We start from the raw sequence: 20,868 nt of genomic DNA on the forward strand, positions 1-20,868 counted from the left end.
CCGCATCCGCCTCCGGTAGGTGCCAACCTTGGTTGGCACGCGCTTCATCGCGCCAAGACCGCGTGATTCAAGGGTCTCGCCAGCTTCACAACCGCTCGCGCAGCCTCAGGACGCCAGCTGCATCCGCAGCACCTGAAATGGAGCGTCCATCCCGATGAGTACCCGATTCGACCCACCCGAGCGCGGCCCGCTTGGTCCCGACGTCGCCACTGTCGTCACCGCCCCCATCGTCGCCCCTCCCAGCGAAAGCGCCGTTTCCTGGGGCGCGATCTTCGCAGGTGCCGCCGCTGCCGCCGCACTCTCCCTCATCCTGCTCATCCTCGGTGTCGGCCTTGGCCTCTCCTCGGTGTCGCCGTGGTCGTTCGAAGGCGTCAGCAAGGAAAAATTCGGCTGGTCCAGCATCGCCTGGCTCACCTTCACCGCACTGGCCGCATCGGGTCTGGGCGGCTATCTGGCCGGCCGCCTGCGCACCAAGTGGACGCAGATCCATGGCGATGAAACCTATTTCCGCGATACCGCGCACGGCTTCGTGTCGTGGGCCGTGGCCACGCTGCTGACTGCGGGCCTGCTGACCTCGGCCATCGGCGGCGTGCTCGGCACGGGCGCGAAGGTGGCGGGTGCCACTGCAGGCGCTGCCGCATCCACGGCCGGCGTTGGCGCCGCAGGTGCCGGTAGCGCTGCCGGCGCGGCTCCGGAAGGCGACCTCAACTACTGGGTCGATTCACTGTTCCGCAGCGCGACCAGCGCAGGGCCGTCTGATCCGACAGCGCCGCCGCCGGGTGCGCCGATGGATCCGAATGCTCCCTCGCCGCCGCCGCCGGCCGCTAGTGTCGGCCCGCGCGACGCGCGCATGGGTCCGCCGCCACGCCCGATGCCGGGCAACGGCCCGGTGGGCGACCGCCGCGAAGTCCGCGCCGAAGTGAACCGCATCATCGTCAACAGCCTGCAGGGCGAGGGCTTGGACCCGGCCGACACCCAGTACCTGTCGCAGCTGATCGCGCGCGAGACCGGCATGAGCCCGGCCGAAGCGCAGGCCCGTGTGACCGATGTGCAGACGCGCATGCGTGCCGCGCTGGAGAAGGCAAAGACCACCGCCAAGCAGGCGGCCGACGATGCCCGCAAGGCCGCAGCGTATGCCGCGCTGTGGCTGTTCATCACCCTGCTGATCGGCGCGTTCTTCGCCAGCCTCAGCGCCACCTGGGGCGGCCGCCGCCGCGACCTTTGAACGAGGAGACCTGAGATGAAAATGATTCTGCTCTGGCTGTTGGGCGTGCCGATTCCGCTGCTGATCCTGTACGCAATCTTCTTCTGAGATTGCATCGTTGAGTGGAGCCGTCAGGCCGCCGTAAGGCGGCCTGATGCCATCCCGTCGTGCGTGAGCATGTGTCTGCAGCGTCGAGTCCTGCTCGACGCTACAAAAGCAAGACGCGGCAGCTGAACTACGACTCCGCATACCGGCTCGGCGAACATTCCAGCACACGACGGAAGGCCGCAGAAAATCCGCTCGGAATGGATCCTGAAAGACGCGTCCGGTCCGCGATGAATGGTTTCTGACGTCGGATGTCGTTTTCACATCTTTTCGGAGTTATTGCATGGGCGTCACTATCGAGGCGAGGGAAGCTGTGGGCACTTATCCCTGCATGGACAACACCATGAACCGACGACTCACCCTTGCGCTCATCGCCACCACGTTGAGCCTGCTCAGCGCTGGGGCCTTCGCCCAGTACACCGGCCCGGGCGCCACCCATGCCGTCACCACGGTGGCCGAGGCGCGCGCCCAGCGTGACGACCAGCCGGTGGTGCTGCGGGGCACGCTGGTGGCCAGGATCGGCCACGAGCGCTACCGCTTCAAGGACGCCACCGGCGAGATCGATGTGGAAATCGACGACAAGGATCTGCCCAGCCACCAGGCCGTCAGCGCGACCACCGTGGTGGAGCTGCACGGAGAGGTGGATACGCACCGCTTCAAGCCCACCGACATCGACGTGGAGCACGTCGCCGTGGTGCCTGCGCATTGAAGGTCGTTCGCGATTTCTACACGTAGCATCGAGCGGTGCTCGACTCATGCGCACACGGTGCGCCTCAAGCGATAGTCGAGTATCACTCGACGCTACAAATGCAACGCAATGAGGTTTCTTGCATTCAAGTCGTGAGGAAATTTGCATAATCCTCAAACATTGAAAGCCCTCAAGAATTCTTCTTAACGTTCAGTTATTTAGGAATTGTTGCATGGCCTGCGTGCGGTAGGCCTACCTACCATTCTCTCGTCGCCCGTGACCACCTCCACGGGCGGCGCCTCCCTCCCTTTCTCCTTGGGGAGGGGGGCTTTCATATTCCCCCTGTCCGAGAGAGACACACATGCACGCCATTCTGAAGAAGGCCACGCTCGCTGCAGCGCTGGCCACTGTTTCGCTGTCCGCCAACGCGTTCGACGCCGACATCAAGGTCTGGGCCAACGTCGACCCGACCCTGGCCCTGCTCAAGGCCGATGGCACCGCGCTGGATTCGGTGGTCAACATGGTCCACAACCCGGTCACCGGCCTGGTGCCGTGGACCCAGCAGGTGCGCATCTACTCCAACGACGAAGACAAGGACATCGAAGTGCGCGTCGGCAGCGCTCCGCAGCTGCTCAATACCGATGGCAGCGGTGCCCCGGTGCCGCTGACTGTCAGCCTCAACGGCAAGGCGCTGGCCGTGGCCGCGCAGGACTTCGCTGCGTCCGACCTGTTCGACGGCGCACTGGAGGGCGCATCGATCCCGATGCCGCTGCGCATCGCGCAGACCAAGCAGGAGCCGATCGCCAAGGGCGGTACCTACGAAGGCATCGTCACCATCGCCATGCAGCAGAAGACCGCCAGCCCGTAAGGCGCCCGTGCCGGCCCGCATTCCGGGCCGGCCGCTTCCGGTAACACCCCCATGAAATCTCCCGCACCCGCCGTTACCCGGCTGGCGGTCGCGCTTGCCCTGTCGTTGGCCATGCCCGTGGTCGCGGCGCGCGGCGTTCCCGCCGGCTTCGAGGATCTGGTCGAAGGCCAGACCGAACAACTCGAGGTACGCCTGTTCGGCCGTTCGACGGGGCTGGTGCCGGTGCGCGTGACCCTGGAACACGTGCAGCTGGAAGCCCCGGCCGAGGCGCTGCAGGCATTGCAGCTGCCCGCCGAGGCACAGGCCGCGTTGTTGCCCGCGCTGTCGCAGCCGCTGCCGCGCAACAGCCATCTGGCCTGCCGTTACGGCGGCGCCAGCGCCGGCTGCGGTTACATCGATCCCCCCGAGGAGCCCACCGCCGTGCGCGCGCTGTATGACGAAGGCGAGGGCGCGGTGCGCCTGTTCGTCGCCCGCCAATGGATTCCCGGCGAACCGGCCGCCGAGCGCTACCACCAGGTCAGCGCCAATGCCGAAAACGCCTTTCTGCACCAGCACACGCTCAATGTCAGCGGCGGCCGCGGCTACCAGTCGCTGGCCGCGCAGGGCATGGGCGCGCTGGGCGTGTTGCAGCGCGGGCACCTGTCTGCCGATTGGACCTTCAGCCAGCAGCACTATCGCGGCGGCCGCGCCAACCGCGACTTCCAGCTGGACAACGCCTATTACCGCCATGACCTGGGGCAGCAGCACTACCTGCAGGCCGGGCGCATGGACCGCCGCAACCTGAGCAGCCCGCAGGGTGGCACCTTCAGTTTCAGCATGCTGCCGATGGACCGCTTCCAGGGCCTGCGCCTCGGCACCACGCAGGCGTACGTGGATTCCGCCGCCGCCGTGCAGGCCACGCCGCTCACCGTGCTGCTGGCACGCGATGCACGGGTGGATGCCTTCGACGGAGAGCGCCTGCTGCAGACCTTCTACCTGCAGGCCGGCATCAACCAGCTCGATACGCGCCGGTTTCCGCTGGGCAACTACACCGTCACCCTGCGCATCTACGAAGACGGTGTGCTGGTGCGCAGCGAGGACGCGCCGTTCGACAAGGGCGGCGACTGGATCGACAGCAGCGTGCAGTGGTTCATGCAGGGCGGCCGCCGTAACGAGCGCCGCAGCGACCGTTTCAACGACGAGCTGGCAGCGATGGCCGGCCTGCGCGTGCCGGTATCGCGCAACGTGGCAGTGACGGCCGGTGTCGCCGACCTCGGTGGCTTCAGCTATGGCGAACTGCGGCTGGACCTGCGCCACGTGTTCGCCACCCAGGAGATCCGCGGCACCTTCAGCGGCATGCACGGCAGCGACGGCAGCCGTGGCCAGCAGCACCAGCTGTCCTACCGTCGCCGCGCCTCGTGGAATGTGTACCACCAGCGCATGCGCGGCCGCGCCTGCCAGTTCGAGGACGACGCGCGCGACCGGCTCGGCTGTGCCGACTCGCTCAGCGCCTCGATGGCGCTGCCGGTGGCGGGCGGCAATGCCTACGTGGCCTACACCCGCCGCCAGACCTGGCGCGCAGGCACCGTGCAACCAGGGCTGGGGGATGATCCGCTGGCTGGGCTGGACCCGCTGTTGCCGCCGTGGCTGCCGCAGCCCACGCGCGTGCCGCAGCTCAGCCGCATCTGGCAGGCCAGCTACAGCCGCAGCCAGCGCTGGGGCGAGTTCAGTGTCTCCAGCCGCATCGGCGTGTGGCAGCAGACCAGTGGCGGCGGCCTGCGCGATGGACGCGATCGCGGCATCTATTTCAACTTCAGCCTCAACCGCCTGCAGCGCGGTGATCGCGGTAGCTCACAGCGCCGCTACGGCCTGGATGTGCGCCAGCCGCAGCACACGCGGCCCGACGTCAACTACAGCGCCGGCCAGACCCTGCGCCAGGAATACGAAGACCAGTACCGCGAAGTGTCGGGCGAACTGCGCGGCAACAACAACGAACGCTACAGCGCCACGCTCAGCGGGCAGCTGCAGAACCGCATCGGCCAGACCGGTGCCACGGTATCGCGCTACCAGCACCAGGGGGGCAATGAAGTGGCGTACAGCGCTACGCACAGTTCCGGCCTGGCCATCGGCTCGCGCGGGCTGTACTGGGGCGCAGGCGTGGGCGCCGATGCCGGGCTGGCAGTGCAGGTGGATGGCACCGACGACCTGGACCTGACCGGCGTGGCCGCCGAACTGCAGGTAGGCGGGCTGCGCCGACAGCGGCTGAAGCTGGGCGAACGCCGCCTGCTGCCGGTGTCCGCCTACCAATCGCACCGCGCCGAAGTGCAGGACGCCAGCGCACTGGACAGCATCGCCGCGGTGCGTGTGAGCGGTGCGGGCGGTGCGCGCCCGCTGTTCCTCTCGCCCGGGCGGCTGGTGCGCATGCCGGTGCCGATTGAAGTGACCTACACCTTCATCGGCAACGCCCACGACATCGCCGGTGCACCGCTGCGCGGCGCCCGCATTCTCAACGCGCCGGTGCCCGGCACCGGCAGCAATGGAGGCTTCGTGGCCGACTTCCCACGACGCGAAAAGACCCTGTACCTGCTGCAGGACGACCGGCTGCTGCACTGCCCGCTGCAGGTGCGCGAGCGCCGCAGCGTGGTGATGCTGGTGGGCGCCGTGCAGTGCGAACCGTTGGCCGTGGCGCAGCTGCCGCCCGATATCCGCCATCAGGCACGGGTGACGCGACTGCTGCAGGAGCAGGCGTTGATTGCCGCCACGCCGCAGACCGCGGCCGCGGGAGGTGCGCAGTGAACCGGCGGGTGTGGTGGGTGATGGCGGTGCTGTGTGCGCTGGTGGTGCTGGCGCCGCGGGCGATGGCGCAGCAGCCGCCGGAGACCGACCCCAGTCCGATAGTTCAGCAGGTGACGCTTGGGTGGGATCGATCTTCCATGCCAGGTGATCTGGAGATCTGGCCAGACAGGACGGTTCTGGGCTTCAGTCGTGACGTGTCGCGCAAGCTTGGCCAGATACATCTGACCTGCCGATCCAGTGTGGATCCTTCAAAAGGTAGTTGCAGCACATCTGGCCATGAACAGTTCCTTGCCGGAGCTTCGGAAGTTGTACTTCGGATGGTCGAGCAACGATCTGGCCTGTCAACTGAGGTGAGAGTGAAGGGGTGGTTGCGACGCATCCTTTCAGGTCGCGCCTGTTCCAACGACTTCTGGGGAACTGCAATACGACCGATGGATTCTGCCTACTGGGATATGTGCAGTATTGATTCCCCACTAGGTACAGGGGTAACGCTTGTACTTCCACAAGAAGAGCTGAGCCTATTGGTTGCGGGGCACTGGCGGGCCGAACTCCTCCTGGACCTCAGAGTGGATCCAAAGCAAGCCGCGGTGCATACCAATACTGTCTCCTTCGACTTCACCATCACCGACTACAACGCGGTCTCCATCTACTTCCCGCTCTTCGATCAGGTCACCCCGCACGTCGGCCTGAACCTGCAGTACGACCCGATCGCCCAGACCGTGGGAGGGCGAACCCAACTCGACATGTGCCTGTACGACGGACTGGGCTCGCAGAGCCAGTACCTGGGCGTCACCGTGCGCGACAGCGGGCCGCGTCCTCCGGGGCCTTCCGGCTACTCGGTCTGGCATACCGACGGCGGCAGCGACGCCACGCAGCGCGTGGACTACACCATCACCCTCGATCACAACGGCAGCGCCTTGCCCATGCGCAACGGTGTGGAGCAGCTGCTGCATGGCATCGATACAGCAAATCTGCGCCTGGTGCTGTTACCCGGCATGACGCAGCCGGTGTTCTGCGTGCCCACGCCATTGACGCTGGAAACCCCCCGCGTGCCGGTCAGCAGCAAGCGCCCCGGCTACTACGACGGCGATCTCAAGGTGGAACTGCGCGTTCCCACTGTCACGCCCTGATTCCCACGGAGCCCCCGATGAAACCTCTCATTCGCTGCCTGCTTCCCTTGTCGCTGCTGATGGCGATGCCTGCCCACGCCAATCTCACCGTGCACCCCATGCGCACGTCGGTAGACGTGAAGAAGGGCGCGCAGATCCGCATCTATTCGCAGTCCACCCAGCCGCAGTACGTGCAGGCCTCGATCAAGCGCATCGTCAATCCCGCCGGCGCAGACGAGCAGGAGGTTGAGGTCGAGCCCGGCGAAGCGGCCATCGCCATCACCCCCGGCAAGTTCGCGCTGGCCGGTGGCGGCAATCGCCTGATCCGGGTGATTCCGCTGCAGCCGGTCGAGAAGGAAACCGCCTACCGCGTGTACTTCGAAGGTGTGCGTGGCCCTGAAGGGATTGAGCACGCAGGCGAGGGCGAGCGCGCGCAGGCCAACATCGGCGTCAGCCTGGTCTGGGGCGCGCTGGTCAATGTGCTGCCCGCGCAGCCAGCCATGGCGGTACAGGTGGAAGGCAACCGCCTGCGCAACACCGGCACGGTGCGCGTAGGCATTACCAGCATCGCCGATTGCGATGGTGCGCGCTGCACCGCGCACGACGTGTCGCGAAGCCTGTATCCCGGCAGTGCGCTGGAGCTGCCGTTCCCCGTGCAGCCCGGACACACGCTGCAGCTGCGTTACCGCCTGACCCGCGATGGCTATCGCGAGCACGTACAGACCCTGGCGCCCAGCGCTGGTTGATTCCCCGGCCCCGCCAGCAGGGCTGGCGGGCTTTCACTTGAACTGGCTGTTAAGGAGTAAGCAATGAACCGTATCTACAGACGTGTGTGGAATCGAACCCGCCAATGCTGGGTTGTTGCCAGCGAACTGGCGTCGAGCGCAGGTAAGCCGCGGTCAACGGCTGCGGGCGCAGTGTTGCTTGGGCTTGTTCTTGCGGTTCCCTCAGCAGAAGCTGGCGACATCATTGCGGCTGATGAGTGCGATGAATCCATCTGGCAGGCGCTGTGCTTGAACTCGGAGGTGCGCGCAGGATCTTCTTCCGCATACTCGCTGTTCTCAGCTACGCCACGTGCGGGCATCAATGCGCTGGAACTTGGCTATCAAGCGAAAGCCAATGGCTATGGCAGTTCGGCCGTGGGTCCGGAGGCGAGGTCCGAGAACTTCTACTCCGCTGCGTTCGGCTGGAGGGCGCTTGCCGGTGAACACTACAGCGTCGCTGTGGGTGCCAACGCTCAGGCAACTGGGGGCTCGGCCATAGCGATGGGTAACGATTCAAAAGCATCCGCCTCGAGCGCAGTTGCGATTGGCCGACAGGCCAACTCCAGTGGGAAGTCGTCTGTCGCGCTTGGAGCTTCGGCCATTGCATCTGCAGATAGCGCGCACGCGCTGGGGTATCTGAGCCAGGCAACGGCAAAGTACGCAACTGCAGTGGGAACAGTAGCCAAAGCATTTGGCGCATACTCAATCGCAGTGGGCAACCACGCGACGGCCATTGGCGACGACGCCATCGCAATTGGGCGAAGTGCAAAGACCGTGGACAGTTCCGCTGGCGTGTCTCGCATCGCCATCGGCGGGGGCTCGTTTGCCGGCTCGGATGGATGGACGGGGGCAATCGCACTGGGCGGTCTGTCCAAGGCCGAGAACGATGCTATTGCCCTGGGCTATGAAGCGCGGGCGTTGGGCGAGGGCGCGCTTGGCATGGGGCGCGGGGCTCAGGCATCAGGGCGAGGAGCGACTGCCCTTGGGAAATCTGCCTTGGCCAGTGATGAGTATGGAATTGCCGTTGGCTTCGAAGCGCTGGCTGGCAGTACTCACACAACCGCCGTCGGCACTCGTTCGAGTGCGGTGGGCATTGGTGCGACAGCCTATGGAAATTCGGCCTATGTAAATGGACGCAATGGTGTCGCGGTAGGTAGTGGCTCTCGTGTCGACCATGGCAGTTCCGAGGGCGCGATAGCGATTGGTGCCGATTCGCGAGCGGGCGCAGATGGATACAACGGCGCCATTGCCCTCGGCGCCAACAGCACTGCCAGCCACGACAGCATTGCCATTGGCTACGGCGCATCCACGAGTGCTGCCGGCGCCATTGCACTGGGTCGGGGTTCTGTTGCGGCCGAGGCAAATACGGTTTCGGTAGGTAGCGGGGCCACCAAGCGCCGGATCGTCAATCTGGCTGATGCGAGGCTGTCCAGTACCAGTACCGATGCGGTTACCGGCAAGCAGCTCAATTCCACCAACACCAACGTGACCAGGGCCCAGACCGCTGCCGATGCAGCGAAGACGACAGCCACGGCGGCACAGTCCACGGCCAATACGGCCAATACCAATGCCAACACGGCATTGGCCAAGGCCAATGCGGTCAGTGGCCTGGTCAGCCAGGTCTCGGCCAGCGGCAACGTGCGTCTTGGCGGCGAGAACACCGGCACCGTGCTGGATGTGCGCAACAAGTCCAACGCAGTTCGCAGTATCTCTGGTTTGAAGGATGGAGCGCTGAGCACGACCAGCACCGAGGCAGTCACGGGCAAGCAGCTCAACGCCACCAATACCAATGTCAGCAAGGCGCAGGCAGCAGCCGACGCAACGGCTGCACGGCTGAACGCCAGCGCAGTGGCCCTTGGCGCGGGAGCTGTCGCGGAGCAGGGCAGCTACGGCATCAGTACGGCGCTGGGCAACAACGCCAAAGCCTACAACGGCAAGAGCGTCGCCATGGGCGCAGACGCTCGCGCGACGGTGGATGACGCGGGTAACAAGATCAGTGGCAACGCGGGTGTGTCCATCGGTGCTGGAACCCGCAGTGGCAACGGTGCGGTGGCACTTGGACTGGACGCTGTGGCAACGGGTGATCGTGGTATTGCCGTCGGTCATGAGGCATCCGGCAAAGGCACGCACGCAACGGCACTAGGCTTCCAGAGCAACGCGTCGGCCAACCAGGCCACGGCCGTTGGGCGCGGCGCCGTTGCCAGCAGCCTGTATGCCTCCGCACTGGGTAATCAGGCCAGTGCCACGGCACAGAGCGCGTTGGCCCTTGGTGATCGTGCCAATGCGGCACACGCGGGCGCTGTTGCGCTCGGCAATGGCTCAGCGACGACTGGGACCAATCAGGTCTCGGTGGGCAATGGCTCGTTGAAGCGCAAAGTGGTCAACGTGGCGGATGCCGCCTTGAGTACGTCCAGCAGTGAAGCGGTGACCGGCAGGCAGCTGCATGCCACCAACACCAGCGTGGCTGCTGTGAAGGCGACCGCGGACGGTGCGCAGGCGCGCGTGGCGGTGTTGGATGGCCTGGTGGGGCAGGTATCGGCAGGCGGCAACGTGCGCCTGGGTGCAGACAACACCGGCACCGTCGTCGACGTGGCCAACAAGACCGGCGCCAAACGCAAGCTGCGGAATCTGGCCAATGGCGTGCTCAGTACGTCCAGCACGGATGCAGTGACCGGGCAGCAGCTCAATGCCACCAATAGCGAAGTGACCAGCGTGCGCACGGCGGCAACCGCGGCGAAGACGGCGGCCGACGCCGCCCGTGGCGTGGCTGATGGCGCTGTGCAGAAGGCTGATGCCTTGGGCGGACTGGTGGGCCAGGTGTCTGCCAGTGGCAATGTCCGCCTGGGGGCAGAGAACACCGGCACCATCGTGGATGTCGCCAACAAGACCGGAGCCAAGCGACGCGTCTACAACATCGCCAACGGCACGCTGAGTGCAGGCAGCACCGATGCGGTGACCGGGCAGCAGCTGTTTGCGACCAATGCCACGGTGGAGACACAGCGACAGGCTTTGGCTGGGCACGCGCAGCAGCTGACGGATCAGGACGGGCGTATCACCGACAACCGGGTCGAGCTGGATGCGCTGCGTGCGGACTTCGATAACTTCGATCCGGATCTGGATGGCGTGGTCAAGTTCAGTGCTGATCGTCACCTGGTGGACATGGAAGGTGCGCGCGTATCGGGGGTGGCAGCGGGGGATATCAGTTCTGCGACCAGTACGGATGCGGTGAATGGTGGGCAGTTGTTTGTGACCAATGAGCGCGTCAATGCAATCGAGAGCGCCGGGAAGTTCCTGAGTATTGGAAGTGACAGCTTTAGCGAGGCCGCAAGGTCCGGCATTCTCGGGGTTGCCATTGGTGATTCTGCTCAAGCCAGTATCGATCAGGAGGGAGGGACCGCGATTGGTGCATTTGCTGTGGCGGGTGGGAAGAACTCTGTTGCTCTTGGAAGAGGCGCGTTTGTGGAGAGGGACGCGGAGAGTTCTTTTGCTCTTGGTGTCGGTTCGCGTGCATCGGGAGTCGAGACGACGGCACTTGGCGCGGACAGCAAGGCCGAAGCGAGCGCAGTCAGGGCTGTTGCTGTGGGCGCCGGGTCAATCGCAACAGATCCGGATACTGTTTCCTTCGGCAGAGACAGGTACCAACGCCGTTTGGTGAACGTAAGCCGGGGTATTGGGAAAGACGATGCGTCGACAATCGCGCAGCTCAACGAGACTCTTGGTGGACTCGGTGGTAGTGCAGGGGTGGATGCTCTTGGAAACGTCGTTGGACCCACCTATAGCGTGCAAGGTGGCAAGCAGAACAACGTCGGAGACGCCTTGGCTGCACTCGATGGGGCGGTGGTCAGGTCAGACAGCCGCGTAGATGGCCTCGAAGGTCAGCTGCGTGCGACGTTCCAACAGTCGCCCTCGACCCGGGCGGATGGCGTTGGTCAGCTGAACTTGGCAGGTGCGCAGGGCATGGTTCTGTCTAATCTTGCCGATGGGCGTATTGCTGCAGGTAGCCGTGATGCGGTGACTGGTAGCCAGTTGTTTGAGGCGAAGCAAGATATCGCGCGCAACCGTATCCATCTGGAGGAACTGAAGTCGCGTGGTTTCATGGAGGCGTCAGATCCTGCTGGCGTGGTCGACTTTGGGGGCTCTCGTCTAACTGGAGCCGCCAAGGGACGCATTGATGGCGACAGCAGCGATCTTGTCAATGGAGGTCAGCTGCATGAGACGAATCTTCGTCTCTCGAAAGTTGAAGCTGATTCGGCCTGGCTTGCGGTGGGCGCTGACGACCAATCACGCGGGGCAGTTGCTGGAGCGCTAGGTGTGGCTCTTGGTGGTGATGCAGTTGCTGGTGGAACCGGAGCGACAGCTCTAGGGAGCTACGCCACGGCGGAGGCGACCAACTCCATTGCGCTGGGCCGGGGGGCTTGGGTTTCAGAGAGTGGCTTCTATGGATTCGCCGTGGGGAGTGGATCTCGTGTCAACGCGAGATTCGGTGTTGCTATTGGTGCAGCCAGCCAAGTCCTCGGCGGCGCTGACGGCAGTGTTGCATTGGGGGCTGAGTCTGTCGCGGATCAGGTGGGCACAGTTTCTGTTGGCAATGACTACCTGAAACGCCGAATTGTGAACGTAGCCAACGGCCGCAACACCAACGACGCAGCCACCATCGGCCAGCTCCGCGGCGCCCTGTCCACGCTCGGCGGCAACATCGACGCCGAGGGCAATGTCACCACCCCCGGCTTCAACATCCAGGGCCAGCACCAGAACACCGTCAACGACGCTCTCACCACGCTGGACTCCGCCGTAGTCACCACCGGCTCCCGCATGGACCGCGTCGAAACCCAGCTCCGCTCGGTCTTCCAGGAAACGCCCTCCACCCGTAGCGACGGCACCGCCCAGCTCACCTTGGCGGGCACCAACGGCATGGTCATTTCCAACGTGGCCAACGGCCTGATCGCCGCCGGCAGCCGCGAGGCCGTCAATGGTGGCCAGCTGCACGCCGTGCAGCAGCAGCTCAACGGCCGCATGGACGGTCTGGAGCAGCGCGTGGATGGCCAGCCGCATTCGCGTGCGTTGTCTACGGCTTCGGCCGCGCCCACCGAGCAGGTCACGCCAACGCCGGAAGCCAGCGATTCGCCGCAGGTGGCCTCGGCAGGCGAGGGCACGTCGCCCACGCCGCAGCCGAAGTCGAAGAAGGACGACACGTCGTCGCCCACGCCGCAGGTCGATACCGCCGAACTGGAGAAGATGCTGGCCCGCGCCAACGAGTACACCGATGGCGCCATCAGCAACTTCGAGCGTCGCCTGGACAAGATGGACAAGCGCTTCAACCGCATGGCCGCGATGAGCAGTGCGCAGACGGCCATGGCCATGAACACCGCCGGCCTGGCCACCTACAACCGCCTCGGCGCGGGCGTGGGCTACGCCGAGGGTGAGTCCGCCATGGCGGTGGGCTACCAGCGCGTGCTCAACGAAAAGGGCTCAGCCACCTTCAGCCTCAATGGTGCGTTCACCAACAGCGGTGAACGCAGCATGGGCGTGGGTGTGGGCATCGGCTGGTAAGCGATGGAGCCCCGGCGTGACGCGCGTAATCCACCCCGTCGCGCCGGGGTCCTGGCCAAGGAGATGGCAATGTACAGATGGGTAAGCGGCTTCATCAGCTATCGCACGTTCTATATCTGGCGCGCGCGCTATCGCTACTACACACGGAACCTGGATCTGTGGACGCTGATGAGCGGGCTATGCATTGCCGGTCTACTGCTGGTCCTGTGGTACATGTGGCAGATGCTGGGCGTGCCGCCGCCGCGCATACATCCGGATACAGCGGCGCTGCGCATCGAGGGCGTCACCCACGAGGCGATCCATCGCATCGTGCTGGTGCGCCACGCTGGCAGCACGCGGGGGGCCGAGTTCACCACGCCGGAGGACGTGCGGGCGAGTACACTGCGCACGATGCGGGTGCGGCAGGTGATGGACAGCGAAGTGGTGTGGCGTCTGAAGGCCGACATGCTGGCGGACATCGCTGACTACATCAACGTCACAGGCGGGTGCTTCCCCTACGACTGCCGGCAGATTCGGGATCGGTTGGATCCCGTGCGCAAGGCCGCTGTGGAGAATGCGCAGATCAACGCCTCACTGGCGACGATCCTGGACGTGCCGCTGGACCAGATGCCGCTCTTGAAGGGCGGCGAGCGTGAGCGGGTGAAGAGTGGGTGGTCGGATACGTTCAACGACGTCTACTTTCAGGCCGGCTTGCTGCGGGACCTGCAGGCCATGCATGCGCAGATGATGCGGGAGTATCCGCAGCGGGCCCCCGCGCCCTGGTTGCCGCGGTTGCTCAGCGACCCGCTGCGCGATACCCGTTTCGTCTGGTAGCGGGAGCATGATGGGCGCCATCTGCCAGAGCAGGTAGCGCAGCTTTTGTAGAGTCGAGCCGCGCTCGACTGCTCTTCGGCCAGCAATCGATTGCCTGAAGCACGGTGCGGACCAACGGTCCGCACCCACCACTGGCAGGTACCGCTGCGCTCGCCGGCCATGGGCCGGCGCCACCGTCATCCGCCGATGTACGCGGTGATCTCGGCCTCGGCCAGCACCTGCCGCAACTGCGCGACAGACGCGCGCCGCATCGGCTTCTCATCCACCGGCGACAGCGGTGCTTGGCGCAGGGCGTCGTACGGCAGCACGGCCAGGTCGAAGGTCAGTTCCTCGGCACTGAACACCCACACCGGTACATCCAGGCAGCGTTCGCGGTCCATGCGCAGGCGGCGCGTCCGTGATTCGGCGGGGATGCCGTGCTCGTCCAGGAAGCGGTGCACGGCTTCCGGGTCGTCGCTGTGCAGGTGCAGCTGCACGGGGCTGTTGGCGTCGGCGGTGCCGTCCAGCACTGGGCCAGCCAGACGTGGGGAGAAGCCGTGCAGGAACTCCAGCGCACGCATCGCGGCCTCGCGGCGGCGTTGCAGTTCGTTGCCGTGCTGGGGCCCGGAGAACAGCCGCTGGTACTCGCGCAGGGCGTCTTCGATCTCGGTATTGCGGGGCAGGGAGGCATCGTCGTGGATGCCGAGCCGGCTGGCGGCCTTCAACTTGGCCTGGTGGTAGTCGCGGATGCCGCCTTCGGCCATCAGGCGGGCGGCTTCGTGGGCGAGGCGGTGGCGCCGCTCGCGGGTCTGGCTGGCAGCATGCTGACGGGCGCGGTGCATGCGATGACTCCCTGTTGCGACCTGGCTACAGAGTAGCGCAGGGATGTGACATCTGCGTGGGTATGGCGCAGAGATGCCAACCAACGGTTGGCAGCTACCACGGCAAACGGGTGCCGTTGATCCTGTAGAGCCGAGCCCATGCTCGGCTGCTCTATCGCGAGCGCCCGGAGCCGAGCATGGCTCGGCTCTACAAAGGCGGTGCCAACCAAGGTTGGCATCTACCGGAGCAAAAGGGTGCCGTTGATCCTGTAGAGCCGAGCCCATGCTCGGCTGCTCTACCGCGGGCCCCCGGAGCCGAGCATGGGCTCGGCTCTACAAAGGGCAGTGCCAACCAAGGTTGGCACCCACCTGTCCCTTCCTCAGAAGATATCGAACGCGGCGGCGTCGGCCTGCGGCGTATTGAGGTTCAGGTCGTAGTCGGTCAGGCGGTCCATGTCTTCCACCTTCACCCACTCGGTCGCGCCGTTGAGGGTGGCCTGGACCATGCCGCTGGGCGGTTCGTTCTGCGCAATCGGGGTGTCCTTCAGCGCGGTGCGCATGTAGTCGATCCAGATCGGCAGGGCCGCCTTGCCACCGTATTCGCGGTAGCCGAGCGAACGGAAGTCGTCGCGGCCCACCCACACGGTGGTCACGTACGGGCCGCCGAAGCCGGAGAACCAGGCGTCACGATGGTCGTTGGTGGAGCCGGTCTTGCCACCCACGTCCTCGCGGCCGAGCACCTTGGCCTGCACGCCGGTACCGCGCTGGACCACGTCGCGCATCATCGACACCAACTGGTAGGCGGTGCGGGCGTCGATCGCGCGCGGGGCGGTGCGGGCATCGGGGTTGACCGGCGCGGCCGGGGTCTCGGCCTTGGCTTCGGCCTTGGCCGCAGCAGCCGGGTCCACCTTCGGGGCCGGGGCGCCGAAGTTGAAGCCGTCCACCACCTGGTTGACCGGCTGGTCGCTGCTGCCGGCGCAGTCGCGGCAGGCCATCGCCGGGTTTTCCTTGAACACCAGGTTGCCGTCGCGGTCGTTCACCTGGTCGATCAGCCAGGTGTCCACGCGCGAGCCGCCGTTGGCGAACACGGCGTAGCCACGGGCCACCGACAGCGGGGTGAGCGAGGCGGTACCCAGCGACATCGACAGGTTCGGCGGCAGTTCCGATTCGGCGAAACCAAATTCGCTGATGTACTTGCGCGCGTAGTCCACGCCCATGCCATCGAGCAGACGCACCGAGACCAGGTTGCGCGACTGCACCAGCGCTTCGCGCAGGCGCATCGGGCCGCGGAAACCGCCGCCGTCGTTCTGCGGGGCCCAGGTCTTGCCGCGGCGGTCGCGGAACACGACCGGGGCGTCGAGCACGATCGAGGCCGGGTTGTAGCCCTTGTCGAAGGCCGCGGCGTAGATGAAGGGCTTGAAGCTCGAACCCGGCTGGCGGCGGGCCTGGGTGGCACGGTTGAACTTGTTGCCGGAGAAGCTGAAGCCACCGACCAGCGCCTTCAGCGCGCCGCTGTGGGCATCCAGCGAGACCAGCGCGGACTGGCCGCGCGGGAGCTGATCCAGCAGCCACTCACCTTCCTTGGCACCGGCACGCACGCGCACGATGTCACCGCGCTGCACCAGCTTGCCCGGGGTCTTGTTGGTCCACTTGGCGGCACCGGCCGGCAGCACGATCTCGCTGCGGTTGGCCAGCACCACGGTGGCGCTGCCATCGGCACCGGTGCTGGCAACGATGGCCGGCAGCAGGCCGGCCTGGCCGTACAGGCCACGCAGGTGCTCGGCCAGGGCGGCGGCGTCTTCGCCGGCACCCACCTGGACCTGCTTCTCCACGCCGTGCCAGCCGTGGCGGTGGTCGTACAGCAGCAGGCCGTCGCGCACCGACTGGTTGGCGGCGGTCTGCAGGGTGGAGTCGATGGTGGTGGTGACGTGGTAACCCTTGTTGACCACATCGCCGCCGAAGCGGGCGATCATCTCCTGGCGCACCAGCTCGGCCACGTAGGGCGCGTCGACCTGCACCGGCGGCTCATGCGCGGTGGCGTGCATCGGCACGGCCTTGGCCGCGTCGGCTTCGGCCTGGCTGACGAACTTCAGGTCGGCCATGCGCTGCAGCACATAGTTGTCACGACGCTGGCGGGCGCGCTCCGGGTTGGAGATCGGGTTGCCCGAGGACGGGAACTTGGGGATGCCGGCCAGCGAGGCCATCTCGTCCAGGTCCAGCTCGTTGAGCTTCTTGCCGTAGTAGAACTCGGCGGCGGCGGCCACGCCGTAGGCGCGGTTGCCGAAGAAACTCTTGTTCAGGTACAGCTCGAAGATCTCGTCCTTGCTCAGTTCGGACTCGATCTTCCGCGCCAGCAGGATCTCGGCCAGCTTGCGGGTATAGCTGTACTCGGAGCTGAGGAAGAACTGGCGGGCCACCTGCTGGGTGATGGTGGAACCACCGGGCACGCGCTTGTCGTTGGTGGTGGCCAGCAGCCAGACCGCGCGGCCGATGCCCTTGTAGTCCACACCGCCATGCTCATAGAAGCGGGCGTCCTCGGTGGCCAGGAAGGCCTGCTTCAGCTTCTCCGGCACGTCCTTCATGGTGATCGGGGTACGCCGGGTCTCGCCGAACACCGCCATCAGCTTGCCGTCGGCGGCATAGACGTACATCGGCTCCTGCATTTCCACGTCGCGCAGGGTCTGCACGTCGGGAAGCTTGGAGGACACGGCGTAGTACAGACCGCCCACGGCGGCCGCGCCGATCAGCGCCAGGACCAGGACAATCAGGAAGATCCAGCGCAGCCAGCGGCGGAGTCGAGTCATCGGGTTCAGATTCCGATTGCGAATTTCGTGGTCGCAGAGTATAGATTACGCAAGGTGGCGGCTGGGGTCGGCACCGGGGAGCGCAAGGGGAACAGTCAGGGGCTGCATCGTGAATCCGTGAGGAACTTCACAGCAGGGCCGTTGCCATTTGCTAAGAATACGTTATTAATGCTCGGGCGCAGGTCTTGCGTCCAAGTGCCCGTCGGCAGGGGAGAAACCGTGGGGCTCATCCCAAAAAGTCAGTCGCCGCTTGTAGGCGTCGACATCAGTTCGACTGCGGTAAAGCTTTTGCAGCTGTCTCGCAGTGGCAACCGTTTTCGCGTGGAACATTACGCTGTGGAACCTCTTCCGCCGAATGCGGTGGTGGAAAAGAACATCGTGGAAGTGGAGGCCGTAGGTGAGGCCATCCGCCGCGCGATGAACCGCTCGGGGAGCAAGGCCAAGCTGGCCGCTGCCGCCGTTGCCGGTTCGGCGGTGATCACCAAGGTGATCCCGATGCCGGCCGAGCTCGACGAGAACGACATGGAAGCCCAGATCGAGCTGGAAGCGGTCAACTACATTCCGTACCCGATCGAGGAAGTGAACCTGGACTTCGAGGTGATCGGGGCGATCCCGAACAACCCGGAGATGGTCCAGGTGCTGCTGGCCGCGTCGCGTTCGGAGAACGTGGAACTGCGCCAGTCGGCCCTGGAACTGGGTGGCCTGCAGGCCAAGGTGATGGACGTGGAGGCCTTCGCGGTCGAGAACGCCTACGCCCTGGTCGCCAGCGAGCTGCCGGTGTCCATCGACGGCGTGGTCGCGCTCGTGGACATCGGCGCCACCATGACCACGCTCAATGTCCTGCGCGGCGGCCGCAGCCTGTACAGCCGCGAACAGGTGTTCGGTGGCAAGCAGCTGACCGACGAGATCATGCGCCGTTACGGCCTGAGCTACGAGGAGGCCGGCCTGGCCAAGCGCCAGGGCGGGCTGCCGGAAAGCTACGAGATGGAAGTGCTGGAGCCGTTCAAGGAAGCCACGGTCCAGCAGATCAGCCGCCTGCTGCAGTTCTTCTATGCAGGCAGCGAGTTCAACCGCGTTGACCACATCGTGCTGGCCGGCGGCTGCGCCGTGCTCGGCGGCCTGCCGGAAATGGTCGAGGAACAGCTGGGCGTGCCGACCGTGGTCGCCAACCCGCTGGCGCAGATGACCCTGGGGCCGAAGGTGAACGCACATGCGCTGGCCCAGGATGCCCCCGCGCTGATGATCGCCACCGGTCTGGCGCTGAGGAGCTTCGACTGATGGCACGCATCAATCTATTGCCCTGGCGCGCCGAGCGGCGCAAGCAACGCCAGCGCGAGTTCTACGCAATGCTGGGCATGGCCGCTATCGGTGGCCTGCTGCTGTCGTTGGTGATCTGGTTCTATTACGACCGCCAGGTGAGCGGCCAGATGGACCGCAATGCCTTTCTGGAAGCCGAGATCGAGAAGGTCAAGGAACAGAACAAGGAGATCGACCGCCTCGACGCGCAGAAGGAACGCCTGCTGGCCCGCAAGAAGGTCATTGAAGAACTGCAGGCCAAGCGCTCGCAGATGGTGCACCTGTTCGATGCGCTGGTGCGCACGATTCCCGATGGCCTGGTGCTGACCGCGCTGAAGCAGGAAGGCGACGTGCTGACCCTGGAAGGGCGCACCCAGTCCAACGCCCGTGTTTCGGCGTACATGCGCAACCTGGAGACCTCCGGCTGGATGACCAACCCGGAACTGTCGATCATCGAAGCGCGTGACCCCGATAAGGACAAGGACGGCAAGACCGGCCCGGTTGCGGACATCAAGGCGCTGCCCTACGTGTTCGTGGTCAAGGTGAAGCTGCCGGCGCAGAGTGAGGAAGTGGCCGCTACGCCAGGCCTCAACGCCGATGGTTCGGTGGCAACGCCGGCGCCGCCTGCCGTGGCACCGCTTGCCGCCGGCCCGGATGCAGCGGCACCCGCCGCGCCGGCCGCAGGCCAGCCCGCTGCTGCTCCGGCTGCACCCGCCCCCGCCCCCGCCGCCGCTCCGGTCAACGCACCTGCTGCCACCCCGGCCGCGCCGAACCAGCCGGCAGCCCCGGCTGCCAAGCCTGCGCCGAAGCCCGAGGGCAGCCGCCTGGCGCAGCCGCCGCAGGCCTTCAACGCCCCGCTGCAGGGGGATCGCGCATGAGCCAGAAAATCGATCTGAAGAACCTGGATTTCAACGACATCGGCAACTGGCCGCAGAAGGCCAAGATCGTCTTCTGCTCGCTGTTGGCGCTGGTGATCATGTTCGTTGCGTGGATGCTGCTGATCAGTGGCAAGCGCGAGGAACTGGCCGGCCTGGAATCGAAGGAAGTCGACCTGCGTGCCGAGTTCACCAAGCAGCAGGAACGCGCGGTGAACCTGGCGCCGCTGAAGCAGCAGCTGGCACAGATGGAACAGGTGCTGCAGCAGATGCTGCGGCAGCTGCCCAGCAAGACCGAAATGCCGGACCTGATCATCGACATTTCGCAGACCGCGTTGTCCAGCGGCCTGACCAACGAGCTGTTCGAGCCGGAGCAGGAGCAGGTCAAGGAGTTCTACGCCGAAAAGCCGATCAAGCTGCGCATGGTGGGCAGTTACCACCAGTTCGGTGCCTTCGTCAGTGGCGTGGCGTCGCTGCCGCGCGTGGTCATCCTGACCATGCACGACATCAACCTCAAGCCCAAGGACAAGACCAGCGGCAATGCCCGCAGCGGTGCGCTGGAGCTGTCCGGAACGGTCAAGACCTATCGCTATCTGGATGAGACGGAAGTGCAGGCGCAGCAGGCTGTCGCCGATGCCGAAGCGAAAAAGAAGAACGGCAAGGGGGGCAAGAAGTGATGCGCACGTACATCGCACGCAGTGCAGTGGCGTTGGCGGTCCTGTTGCTGGCCGCCTGTGGCCGCGGCGTGACCAGCACGCCGGGTGATGCGCCGAATCTTGAAAAGTGGGTGGAAGGCGAGCGTGCACGACCGGCGCAGCCGCTGGAGCCGCTGCCGGTGATGCAGCAGTTCGAAACCTTCGAATACTCCGCACAGGGCCTGCGCGATCCGTTCACCGATGCCTGGACCAATCCGCAGCAGGGGAATGGCGGATTGCGTCCGGATCCGAACCGGCGCAAGGAGCCGTTGGAAGGCTTCCCGCTGGATGCACTGGACATGGTCGGTACCATCGGCACCGGCGCCGCTACCGTGGCGCTGGTGATGGGGCCGGACAAGGTGACCTACCGGGTACGCCCGGGTGGGTACCTTGGGCAGAGCGACGGGCGGGTCACGGCGGTCTTCGAGGACCACGTGGAGCTGATCGAACTGGTGCCGGATGGCGCGGGCGGCTGGCTGGAACGGCCGGCAACGCTCTCGCTTGAAGATCAATGATCGTTTA

Annotated in this window: 14 protein-coding genes; 12 read left to right on the top strand and 2 right to left on the bottom strand. The window is 65.5% G+C overall.

Annotated features, from left to right (window positions below; translation table 11 throughout):
- Positions 1–154: 154 nt before the first annotated feature.
- The 8 genes from AC5P8C_RS08645 (at position 155) to AC5P8C_RS08680 (ending at position 13,876) form a co-directional block, all read left to right on the top strand.
- Entirely contained in the window at positions 155–1,225 is a 1,071-nt protein-coding gene (locus tag AC5P8C_RS08645; protein ID WP_019659983.1) for a hypothetical protein, read from the top strand.
- Positions 1,226–1,652: 427 nt separating this feature from the next.
- Entirely contained in the window at positions 1,653–2,018 is a 366-nt protein-coding gene (locus AC5P8C_RS08650; RefSeq protein WP_026347019.1) for a NirD/YgiW/YdeI family stress tolerance protein, read from the top strand.
- Positions 2,019–2,358: 340 nt separating this feature from the next.
- Positions 2,359–2,865: a CS1 type fimbrial major subunit gene (locus AC5P8C_RS08655; protein WP_019659985.1), complete on the top strand. Its 507-nt coding sequence runs from the start codon at positions 2,359–2,361 to the stop codon at positions 2,863–2,865.
- Between the two features lie 51 nt (positions 2,866–2,916).
- Positions 2,917–5,640 (top strand): TcfC E-set like domain-containing protein, encoded by a 2,724-nt coding sequence (locus AC5P8C_RS08660; RefSeq protein WP_019659986.1) that lies wholly within the window; start codon positions 2,917–2,919, stop codon positions 5,638–5,640.
- Between the two features lie 62 nt (positions 5,641–5,702).
- On the top strand, positions 5,703–6,770 hold the full coding sequence (locus tag AC5P8C_RS08665) for a CblD like pilus biogenesis initiator family protein (protein ID WP_281162051.1): 1,068 nt from the start codon (positions 5,703–5,705) through the stop codon (positions 6,768–6,770).
- Between the two features lie 17 nt (positions 6,771–6,787).
- Entirely contained in the window at positions 6,788–7,495 is a 708-nt protein-coding gene (locus AC5P8C_RS08670) for a giant cable pilus chaperone protein (RefSeq protein ID WP_019659988.1), read from the top strand.
- Positions 7,496–7,558: 63 nt separating this feature from the next.
- A complete protein-coding gene (locus AC5P8C_RS08675; protein WP_080112509.1) occupies positions 7,559–13,063 on the top strand; it encodes an ESPR-type extended signal peptide-containing protein in 5,505 nt (1,834 codons plus the stop codon).
- Between the two features lie 69 nt (positions 13,064–13,132).
- Complete coding sequence (locus tag AC5P8C_RS08680) at positions 13,133–13,876, top strand: hypothetical protein (protein ID WP_019659990.1); 744 nt, start codon at positions 13,133–13,135, stop codon at positions 13,874–13,876.
- A 176-nt stretch (positions 13,877–14,052) separates the two neighbouring features.
- Here the strand turns inward: AC5P8C_RS08680 and AC5P8C_RS08685 are convergent, their stop codons facing one another.
- Positions 14,053–14,697 (bottom strand): hypothetical protein, encoded by a 645-nt coding sequence (locus AC5P8C_RS08685; RefSeq protein ID WP_010484059.1) that lies wholly within the window; start codon positions 14,695–14,697, stop codon positions 14,053–14,055.
- A 359-nt stretch (positions 14,698–15,056) separates the two neighbouring features.
- On the bottom strand, positions 15,057–17,480 hold the full coding sequence (locus tag AC5P8C_RS08690; RefSeq protein WP_308305405.1) for a penicillin-binding protein 1A: 2,424 nt from the start codon (positions 17,478–17,480) through the stop codon (positions 15,057–15,059).
- Positions 17,481–17,699: 219 nt separating this feature from the next.
- On the opposite strand from AC5P8C_RS08690, the gene AC5P8C_RS08695 reads away from it, so the two are divergent.
- Genes AC5P8C_RS08695 through AC5P8C_RS08710 form a run of 4 tightly spaced genes read left to right on the top strand, consistent with a single transcriptional unit; the run spans position 17,700 to position 20,861 of the window.
- On the top strand, positions 17,700–18,758 hold the full coding sequence (locus tag AC5P8C_RS08695) for a pilus assembly protein PilM (protein ID WP_005410860.1): 1,059 nt from the start codon (positions 17,700–17,702) through the stop codon (positions 18,756–18,758).
- Complete coding sequence (locus AC5P8C_RS08700) at positions 18,758–19,654, top strand: PilN domain-containing protein (RefSeq protein WP_495218561.1); 897 nt, start codon at positions 18,758–18,760, stop codon at positions 19,652–19,654. The genes AC5P8C_RS08695 and AC5P8C_RS08700 overlap by 1 nt, the downstream gene beginning before the upstream one ends.
- Positions 19,651–20,328, top strand: a complete 678-nt coding sequence (locus tag AC5P8C_RS08705; RefSeq protein WP_019659993.1) for a type IV pilus inner membrane component PilO — start codon at positions 19,651–19,653, stop codon at positions 20,326–20,328. The genes AC5P8C_RS08700 and AC5P8C_RS08705 overlap by 4 nt, the downstream gene beginning before the upstream one ends.
- Positions 20,328–20,861 carry a pilus assembly protein PilP gene (locus AC5P8C_RS08710; RefSeq protein WP_019659994.1) on the top strand — a complete coding sequence of 178 codons (534 nt, stop codon included), beginning with the start codon at positions 20,328–20,330 and terminating at the stop codon, positions 20,859–20,861. Before AC5P8C_RS08705 ends, AC5P8C_RS08710 begins: the two co-directional genes overlap by 1 nt.
- Positions 20,862–20,868 lie beyond the last annotated feature (7 nt).

It is taken from the genome of Stenotrophomonas sp. YJH_SMC_46 (assembly GCF_059370315.1).

What these genes read in the sequence shown, in the direction of transcription:
- AC5P8C_RS08645 (WP_019659983.1), top strand. Translation starts at nt 155, where the DNA reads ATGAGTACCCGATTCGACCCACCCGAGCGCGGCCCGCTTGGTCCCGAC.
- AC5P8C_RS08650 (WP_026347019.1), top strand. Translation starts at nt 1,653, where the DNA reads ATGAACCGACGACTCACCCTTGCGCTCATCGCCACCACGTTGAGCCTG.
- AC5P8C_RS08655 (WP_019659985.1), top strand. Translation starts at nt 2,359, where the DNA reads ATGCACGCCATTCTGAAGAAGGCCACGCTCGCTGCAGCGCTGGCCACT.
- AC5P8C_RS08660 (WP_019659986.1), top strand. Translation starts at nt 2,917, where the DNA reads ATGAAATCTCCCGCACCCGCCGTTACCCGGCTGGCGGTCGCGCTTGCC.
- AC5P8C_RS08665 (WP_281162051.1), top strand. Translation starts at nt 5,703, where the DNA reads ATGGCGCAGCAGCCGCCGGAGACCGACCCCAGTCCGATAGTTCAGCAG.
- AC5P8C_RS08670 (WP_019659988.1), top strand. Translation starts at nt 6,788, where the DNA reads ATGAAACCTCTCATTCGCTGCCTGCTTCCCTTGTCGCTGCTGATGGCG.
- AC5P8C_RS08675 (WP_080112509.1), top strand. Translation starts at nt 7,559, where the DNA reads ATGAACCGTATCTACAGACGTGTGTGGAATCGAACCCGCCAATGCTGG.
- AC5P8C_RS08680 (WP_019659990.1), top strand. Translation starts at nt 13,133, where the DNA reads ATGTACAGATGGGTAAGCGGCTTCATCAGCTATCGCACGTTCTATATC.
- AC5P8C_RS08685 (WP_010484059.1), bottom strand. Translation starts at nt 14,697, where the DNA reads ATGCACCGCGCCCGTCAGCATGCTGCCAGCCAGACCCGCGAGCGGCGC.
- AC5P8C_RS08690 (WP_308305405.1), bottom strand. Translation starts at nt 17,480, where the DNA reads ATGACTCGACTCCGCCGCTGGCTGCGCTGGATCTTCCTGATTGTCCTG.
- AC5P8C_RS08700 (WP_495218561.1), top strand. Translation starts at nt 18,758, where the DNA reads ATGGCACGCATCAATCTATTGCCCTGGCGCGCCGAGCGGCGCAAGCAA.
- AC5P8C_RS08705 (WP_019659993.1), top strand. Translation starts at nt 19,651, where the DNA reads ATGAGCCAGAAAATCGATCTGAAGAACCTGGATTTCAACGACATCGGC.
- AC5P8C_RS08710 (WP_019659994.1), top strand. Translation starts at nt 20,328, where the DNA reads ATGCGCACGTACATCGCACGCAGTGCAGTGGCGTTGGCGGTCCTGTTG.